A 7,179-nucleotide genomic window follows, 5' to 3' on the forward strand; every position below is an offset into this window, starting at 1 on the left:
AGTGAACACGACGCCCGAGCAAGCGCAGCGAGCGACGACTACCGACGACGACGTGCTGGTCAGCGTCCGCAACCTTCGGAAACACTACGGCGCGGACAGTTTTCTCTCGGACGACTCGGTAAAAGCCGTCGACGGGGTGAGCTTTGACATCCACCGCGGAGAGACGCTCGGGCTCGTCGGTGAATCCGGCTGTGGGAAGACCACGCTCGGACGGACGCTCGTCCGGTTGGAGACGCCCACGAGCGGCGAGATCCAGTTCGACGACACCGATATCACGACGCTTTCCGGAAGCGATCTCAAGCAGTGGCGACGTAACGCCCAAATGGTGTTTCAGGACCCCGACTCGAGTCTCAACGAGCGGATGACCGTCGGGGAGCTGATCCGCGACCCGCTCGACGTTCACGACTGGAAGACGAAAGCCGAACGCGACGAGCGGGTGCGCGAACTGCTGGAGAAGGTCGGACTCTCCGAGAATCACTACTTCCGGTACCCGCACCAGTTCTCCGGCGGCCAGCGCCAGCGTATCGGGATCGCTCGCGCGCTCGCGCTCGAACCCGAGTTCCTCGTGCTCGACGAGCCGGTCTCGGCGCTCGACGTGTCGGTCCAGGCCAAGATCCTCAACCTGCTTCGAGACCTCCAGTCCGACCTCGATCTGACGTACCTGCTGATCGCCCACGACCTCTCGGTCGTCCGCCACCTGGCTGACCGCGTCGCGGTGATGTACCTTGGCCACATCATGGAGCTCGGCGAGACCGAGCGGCTGTTCGAAAATCCCGCGAACCCGTACACTCACTCGCTACTGTCGGCGATACCCGAACCGGACCCCTACGCCGAGTCCGAACGGATCACGCTCCGCGGGGCGCCGCCGAGTCCGCGGAACCCGCCGGAGGGTTGTCCGTTCTCGACGCGCTGCCCGACGAAGATCCGTCCGGACGAGTACCGCTCCGTCGACGACGACGTGTGGCGGGCGATAGAGGAGCTCCGAGGGATCCTCAGAGAGCGGGCGCACACCGACCGCTCGATAACCGTGATCGCCCGCGAACTGCTCGGACTGGAGACGCGAATCTCCGATGTCGACGAGATTATCGAGGAGGTGTTCGGTGATGTCGACCTCTCGCCCGAGCTGTCGACCCATGTCGAGCGTGTCGTCCACGAGGTGAACAACGGGAACCCCGAAGCCGCTCAGAGCTACCTGAAACAGGAAATCGGCGGTCCGTGCGACACCGACACGCCCGAGTACTACACCGTCGACGACGACGGGCGGTCGAGCTACTGCCACCGCCACGCCCCGGAGTACGAACCGCCGTCTTCGACCCTCGACGCCGAGTGATGTCGACGGATCGGATGTCGCCGGTTGCGGTGTTCCTCTCCAAAACGATCGACGGCGTCGTCTACGCCGTCATCACGGCGGGAGCCGCGTCGCTCGTCGGGTTGGCCGTCGGGGCGCTCTTCGCGGAGCCGTTGGTCGTCCTCAAGTACCTGCTGTTCGTCGGCGGGTTCCTACAGGTCGGCGTCGGTATCGCACAGCTTTGGCCGAGCGACCCGTCGGACGTCCGAGAGTCGGCTCCCGACGAAGTCTCTCGGACGCAGCGGGTCGTCGACCGCCTCTCGCCGACCCGATGTCTCGGCCTCCCCGTCGGCCGGTACTTCGCTCTCGGTACGAAACGGTTCCTCTCGGGACTGGCGATCCTCCTCGTGTCGTTCGGACTGGAGGCAGTGCTTGGCGTCTGATGTCGTCGGGAGGTATTTAGGTGACATTTCCATATCTCGGATCATGCCTGAGCCGACTGAGGATCCCCCGACGAGCGTTGAGGCGCGGAAGGACGCGTGGCGCCGAACGTTACAGGAGATGGAATCGATCGCGTCTGAACTCGAGACGGAGGGGTGGGAGACCGTCGCGATTCCGGTCGGCCACGCCGCGCCCGAAGTCCCCGATGTCGGCGAAGAGGGGAGGTTTGGCTTCGTTCACGTGATCCCCGGCAACTACGAATCGGCGTTCCGGGAGGCGTTCGAAGCGGACGGGTTCGAGCGCTACGACGTGTTCCACCGGGATATCGGGGGGAAGGTGTTCTTCCTTCTCCAACTGCTCGACGCACCCTCACGGAACGCGATCCTACTCGCCGCGCAGTACGACAACCGACACGGACAGTCGCTCCGGCCGGTGACCGAGGAGGAAGGGGTGGTGTACACCCACGTCCAGAAACTCGACACCACTCATCTCGGCTCGTTCCGACACGACGAACCGGGGAAGTTCTTCCCCGAAGACTGAGCCGGCTATCGTCGGCCTAACACGGCGGTCCGTTCGCCCACGGAATCAGCCTATCTAACCGCTACCTTTGGCGACCCCTGACTTTTCACCGCCGAGCGCCTGAGTTAGTGTATGCGCGTCGCCTCCCTCCTCCCCTCCGCCACGGAGACGCTGTTCGCGCTCGGCGTCGAGCCGGTCGGCGTCTCCCACAGCTGCGACCACCCGCCGGCCGCCAGCGAGTTGCCGACGCTGACGAGCACGGTCGTCGACCACGCGGACCGCTCGGCGGCCGACATCGACGAACAGATGCGCGAGGTCGACGGCGCGGTGTACGACCTCGACGAGGCGCGGCTCGCCGCCCTGGAGCCGGACCTCCTCGTCACGCAGGCCACCTGCGACGTCTGCGCGGTCGACGCGAGCGAGGTCCGCGCGGCCGCCGCGCGCCTCGACCCCGAACCCGAGGTGCTCGCCTGCGACCCCCACTCGTTCGCCGACGCCCTCGACGACGTGGTGCGGATCGGCGAGGCGGTCGGCGAGGAGGCGGCCGCGAGCGACCTCCGCGCCGACCTCCGCGAGCGCGTCGACGCCGTCCGCGAGCGCGCCGAGCGCGCCGTCGCCGACGAGGGGCGCCCCCGGGCCGCCGTCCTCGACTGGACCGACCCGCCGATCCGCGCGGGCCACTGGGTGCGCGACATGGTCGAGATCGCGGGCGCCGACCCCGCCTTCCAGCCCGACGGCCCGTCCGAGCCGGTCGCGTGGGACGACGTCGTCGCCGCCGACCCCGAGGCCCTCGTCGTCGCGCCCTGCGGGTTCGAGCGGGAGCGCGCCGAGCGGGCGGTCGCCGACCTCGCCGCCCGTCCCGGCTTCGACGAGCTCGGTGCGGTCGCCGACGGTCGCGTCTACGCCGTCGACGGCAACGGCCTCTTCAATCGCCCGAGCCACCGGCTCGTCGACTCGCTGGAGGCGCTTTTCGCCTGCCTCCACCCCGACCACGCCGCGACGACGCCCGCCGCGCACGACCGGATCGGGCGCGTCGAGCGCGCGGAGACGCCATCAGCGCGCGCCGACGGCGGGTGACGCCGACCGCGGGCCGACGGTTCGGGTTCCGGCGACGCTCTTCGCGGCCACCGCTACCGAGACTGCTCCTCCTCGTCGGCGAGCTGTATTCCCCGCGCGACGACGTACATCAGCACGATACCGGTGCCGACGGCGAGGGTGAACTGCGTCACGACGACGAGGAACCCGCCGAGTATCGAGTTTCCGGCGACCAGCAGCGTGAGCAGGAACACGAGCAGCGCCAGCCCCCCGAACAACAGGATGAGTCCGGCGAGCGGGAAGACCTCTGCTCGGATCCGTCCCAGGTCCAGTTCCCCTGATTCCCGGTCGATAAACGGCGGTAACGACATGTAAATGGCGTCTACGCGTGGGGTTATGAAATGTCGGACCGCTCACACGGACAGCGAGCCGACGGGGGCCTCCCTCCCCTGTTCGCGCCTCGATGCGGCACGCGCCGGGCCAACCCGCGGGGCCGTCGGTCTCGGCGCGGACGGTCAGGTCTCGGCGCGCCCGCGCAGCCCCGACAGCGTCGCCGCCTCGCGGAGGTCGTCGACCGTACAGTACCACGCGCCGCGCACGCCGTTCAGGTCGTTCTCGACGGGGCTATCGAGGGGTCTCAGCTCGTCGAGCTCGAAGACGACCACGACGCGCTCGTCGGAGAACGGGTCGATGAGGTCCCGCCAGTCGCCCGCGTCCATCGGGCCCGGCTCGCCGCGCGTCTGCTCGGTCCGGGCGACGACGCGGGCGTAGTGCGTGACCGCCGACACCGGCGCGGTCCGGTAGAAGGCCACGTAGTCGAAGTCGGCGCGGGTGCGGTCGTACGACCGCGGCGCGGGGTAGAACCCGTCGCGACAGCGCTCGAAGGTGTCCGGCTGCGTCGCGACGACGCAGACCCGGGCGTCGTCGGGCGCGTCGTCCTCGGGGGCGTCCGCCGCGAACCGATCGAGGTCCATGCGCCCGCTCGGGGGCGAGCGCGGATATATCCCCGCTCGGCTCGTATCCGGTGGCAATGGCACGGAGCGCGGCGAGCGCGAGCGGCGGTCCCCGCGAGCGCGACGAGACGCGGGACGAGAGCGACGGCGTATCGACGGCGGCGGCGACTGGCCCGCCCGCCCTCTCGGTCGAGCGGCTCACGAAGCGGTTCGGCGACGGCGACGACGCGGTGACCGCGGTCGACGACGTGAGCCTCGCCGTCGAGCGCGGGTCGATCGTCGGCCTGCTCGGCCCCAACGGCGCGGGGAAGACGACGCTGATCAAGTGCGCGCTCGGCATCGTCATCCCCGACGCGGGGTCGGTGCGGGTGTTCGGCAACGACGTGCGCGACGGCCGCCGGGCCGCCTACGCCGACGTGGACGCGATGTTGGAGGGCGCGCGAAACGACTACTGGCGGCTCACGGTCCAGGAGAACCTCCGCTACTTCGCGACGATAAGCGGGGTCGACCCCGACTCCGTCGCGGGGCGTCACGACCGGTTGCTCGACCGGCTCGACCTGGCCGACAAGGCGGACACGCCGGTCCGCGAGCTCTCGCGCGGCATGAAACAGAAGGTGTCGCTGGCGAGCGTACTGGCGGGCGGCGCGGAGCTGGTCTTCTTGGACGAGCCGACGCTCGGACTCGACGTCGAGAGCGCGCGGACGCTCCGGGCTGAGCTGCGCCGGCTCGCCGTCGAGGAGGGGCTCACCATCGTCGTCAGCAGCCACGACATGACGACGATCGAGGCGGTGTGCGACCGCGTCGTCATGCTGTCGAACGGCCGGATCGTCGCCGACGACACCGTCGCGGCGCTGCTCGGCGCGGCCGACGGCGACGCCGTCCGCGTGGCGAGCCCGGACCTCGACGGGGAGACGGTCGCCGACCTGCGCGAGCGGTTCGACGTGCGGACGGTCGACCGCGAGTCGCGGCCGCCGGCGGTGACGGTCGTCGCGGGCGGCGACCGGCTGTACGAGCTGATGGACGCGCTCCGCGCGGCCGGCGTCACCGTCTCGGACGTCCGTACCGTCCAGCCCGACCTCGAGGACGTGTTCCTCGAACGCACGGGCGTCGCGGGCGAGGCCGGACTCGGAGGCGGGTCGCGGTGAGCGCGGACGCGTCGCGCACGGACGGGACGGCCGCGGGCGGATCGACCGGTACCGACCACGCGGCCGTCGACGAGGAGCCCCGCCCGGCCACCTACTACCACCTCGCGCGAGCGGTGTTGTACCGGGAGTACCTGATATTCGTGCGGTATCCGGCCAACGCGATCGGGGGGGTCGTAGTCTCGCTGTTCTTCTTCGCCGCGCTGTTCCTCGGCGGCCAACTCCTCGCGGGCCAGGCGCTGACGGACTCGATCGAGGGGATCGTCGTCGGCTACTTCCTGTGGACGCTGTCGGTGGGCGCGTACTCGTCGGTGTCGAACGACATCGGTAGCGAGGTACAGTGGGGCACCTTAGAGCGCCACATCACCACCCCGTTCGGCTTCGCGCCCGTCGCGCTGTTGAAGGGGATCGCGAAGGTGGTGCGGACGTTCCTCACGAGCGCCGTCATCCTCGCGCTGATGCTCGTCATCACGGGGACGCAGCTCAGCCTCGCGCCGCTGACGGTGGTCGTCGTCGCCGGGCTGTCGATCACCTCGGTGCTCGGGCTCGGCTTCGCCGCCGGCGGCGTGACGGTCCTCTACAAGCAGATCGGCAACTGGCTCAACCTCTTACAGTTCGGCTTCGTCGCGCTGATCTCGGCGCCCGTCTTCGACCTGCCGTGGACGCGCGTGCTCCCGTTGGCGCACGGCAGCGCCATGCTCCAGCGGGTGATGGTCGACGGCGTCCGGCTCTGGGAGTTCCCCCTGACCGACTTGGCGCTGCTCGTCGCCGTCGCCGTCGGCTACCTGGTCGGCGGGTACCTCGTGTTCGAGTACGCGACGGCGCGGGCGCGGCGGCTCGGCGTGCTCGGCGACTACTGACCGACGCGTCGCCGTCCGCGGCGCGTCGGGGTTCGATTCGCGGGCGATTCGACACGCCCGACGGGCAGTTCTAGCCCGACGCGTCCTCGGCCGTCACCACGGCGTAGATCAGCGCCACCGGGATCGCCGCGCCGAGCGCGCCGGTCGGGATCAGCGCCGTCGACGCGCCGACCGCGACCAACAGCCCGACCGCCACGCCGGCCGCCGCGAGGCCGGTGAGGAACACCGCTGCGGTTCTCCGCATACCCGATCGACGTCCCCGGGTCCACATGGACGTGTCGCTCCCGGCCCCGCGGAGCGAGACCGCGCTTCGCTACCGGTCCTCGTCCGGCTCCGCGGCGAGCGCCTCGTCGCGCAACTCGCGACAGCGCTCGCCCGCGACCGCCAGCTCCGGGACGGGCGTCGGGGTCCCGTCCGCGTCGACGGCGACGAACACGAAGTACGACTCCGTGGTGAGCTCGCGCTCGCCCGTGCGCGGCGACTCGCGGTACGCGCGGATCCGCGTCCGGAGGCTCGTCCGCCCGACCGCGTACACGTACGACTCGACGACGCAGGTGTCGCCCTGCGGTACCGGCCGCTTGAAGTCGAGCGCGTTGATCTTGGCGGTGACACAGGTCTCGCCGGCGGCGCGCATCGCGGACATCGCGCCGATCTCGTCCATCCACTTGACGACGTTCCCCCCGTGGGCCGACGCGTAGTTGTTCGTGTGGGTGGGCTGGACGCGCTGGCGGTTCTCGATGTACGTGTCGCTGACGCTGGGCATGCTCGCCCGTGGCGCGGCCGCGGGAAAAACACCGGTCCTCGGTCGTGCGGGCCTCGCGACGCCCGCTCCGGGGAGTCCGGCTCGCCCGTCTCGCGGGCCTCGCCGGCACGTCAAATTATCGAGCCGTGTAATTTGACCTTCACTCCTAAATAGGGCTGTTGGCTCCGCTCAAACAACG

Annotated in this window: 10 protein-coding genes; 6 read left to right on the forward strand and 4 right to left on the reverse strand. The window is 69.8% G+C overall.

Going from position 1 to position 7,179, the window contains the following annotated elements; all coding sequences use genetic code 11:
- Window position 1 precedes the first annotated feature (1 nt).
- The 4 genes from B9G38_RS03330 to B9G38_RS03345 all read left to right on the forward strand — a co-directional run bounded on the left by B9G38_RS03330 (window position 2) and on the right by B9G38_RS03345 (window position 3,325).
- Window positions 2–1,330 carry an ABC transporter ATP-binding protein gene (locus B9G38_RS03330; RefSeq protein ID WP_394334907.1) on the forward strand — a complete coding sequence of 443 codons (1,329 nt, stop codon included), beginning with the start codon at window positions 2–4 and terminating at the stop codon, window positions 1,328–1,330.
- Window positions 1,330–1,731, forward strand: coding sequence for a hypothetical protein (locus tag B9G38_RS03335; protein ID WP_086219472.1), 402 nt, complete (start codon window positions 1,330–1,332; stop codon window positions 1,729–1,731). The genes B9G38_RS03330 and B9G38_RS03335 overlap by 1 nt, the downstream gene beginning before the upstream one ends.
- Before the next feature lie 43 nt (window positions 1,732–1,774).
- Window positions 1,775–2,269: a hypothetical protein gene (locus tag B9G38_RS03340; protein WP_086219473.1), complete on the forward strand. Its 495-nt coding sequence runs from the start codon at window positions 1,775–1,777 to the stop codon at window positions 2,267–2,269.
- 111 nt (window positions 2,270–2,380) lie between these two features.
- Window positions 2,381–3,325 (forward strand): ABC transporter substrate-binding protein, encoded by a 945-nt coding sequence (locus B9G38_RS03345; RefSeq protein ID WP_086219474.1) that lies wholly within the window; start codon window positions 2,381–2,383, stop codon window positions 3,323–3,325.
- Window positions 3,326–3,378: 53 nt separating this feature from the next.
- On the opposite strand, the gene B9G38_RS03350 is transcribed toward B9G38_RS03345, so the two are convergent.
- Together B9G38_RS03350 and B9G38_RS03355 are read right to left on the reverse strand one after the other, a co-directional pair.
- Window positions 3,379–3,654, reverse strand: a complete 276-nt coding sequence (locus B9G38_RS03350) for a hypothetical protein (RefSeq protein ID WP_086219475.1) — start codon at window positions 3,652–3,654, stop codon at window positions 3,379–3,381.
- Between the two features lie 144 nt (window positions 3,655–3,798).
- Window positions 3,799–4,257 (reverse strand): hypothetical protein, encoded by a 459-nt coding sequence (locus B9G38_RS03355; RefSeq protein ID WP_086219476.1) that lies wholly within the window; start codon window positions 4,255–4,257, stop codon window positions 3,799–3,801.
- 56 nt (window positions 4,258–4,313) lie between these two features.
- On the opposite strand from B9G38_RS03355, the gene B9G38_RS03360 reads away from it, so the two are divergent.
- Window positions 4,314–5,381, forward strand: coding sequence for an ABC transporter ATP-binding protein (locus tag B9G38_RS03360; RefSeq protein ID WP_086219477.1), 1,068 nt, complete (start codon window positions 4,314–4,316; stop codon window positions 5,379–5,381).
- Complete coding sequence (locus tag B9G38_RS03365; RefSeq protein ID WP_086219478.1) at window positions 5,378–6,238, forward strand: ABC transporter permease; 861 nt, start codon at window positions 5,378–5,380, stop codon at window positions 6,236–6,238. The genes B9G38_RS03360 and B9G38_RS03365 overlap by 4 nt, the downstream gene beginning before the upstream one ends.
- A gap of 70 nt (window positions 6,239–6,308) precedes the next feature.
- Here B9G38_RS03365 and B9G38_RS18005 read toward each other — a convergent pair whose 3' ends face one another.
- Together B9G38_RS18005 and B9G38_RS03370 are read right to left on the reverse strand one after the other, a co-directional pair.
- Window positions 6,309–6,482 (reverse strand): hypothetical protein, encoded by a 174-nt coding sequence (locus B9G38_RS18005; RefSeq protein WP_158093817.1) that lies wholly within the window; start codon window positions 6,480–6,482, stop codon window positions 6,309–6,311.
- 69 nt (window positions 6,483–6,551) lie between these two features.
- Entirely contained in the window at window positions 6,552–7,001 is a 450-nt protein-coding gene (locus tag B9G38_RS03370) for an acyl-CoA thioesterase (RefSeq protein WP_086219479.1), read from the reverse strand.
- Window positions 7,002–7,179 lie beyond the last annotated feature (178 nt).

The sequence above is a fragment of the Halorubrum sp. SD612 genome, assembly GCF_002135005.1.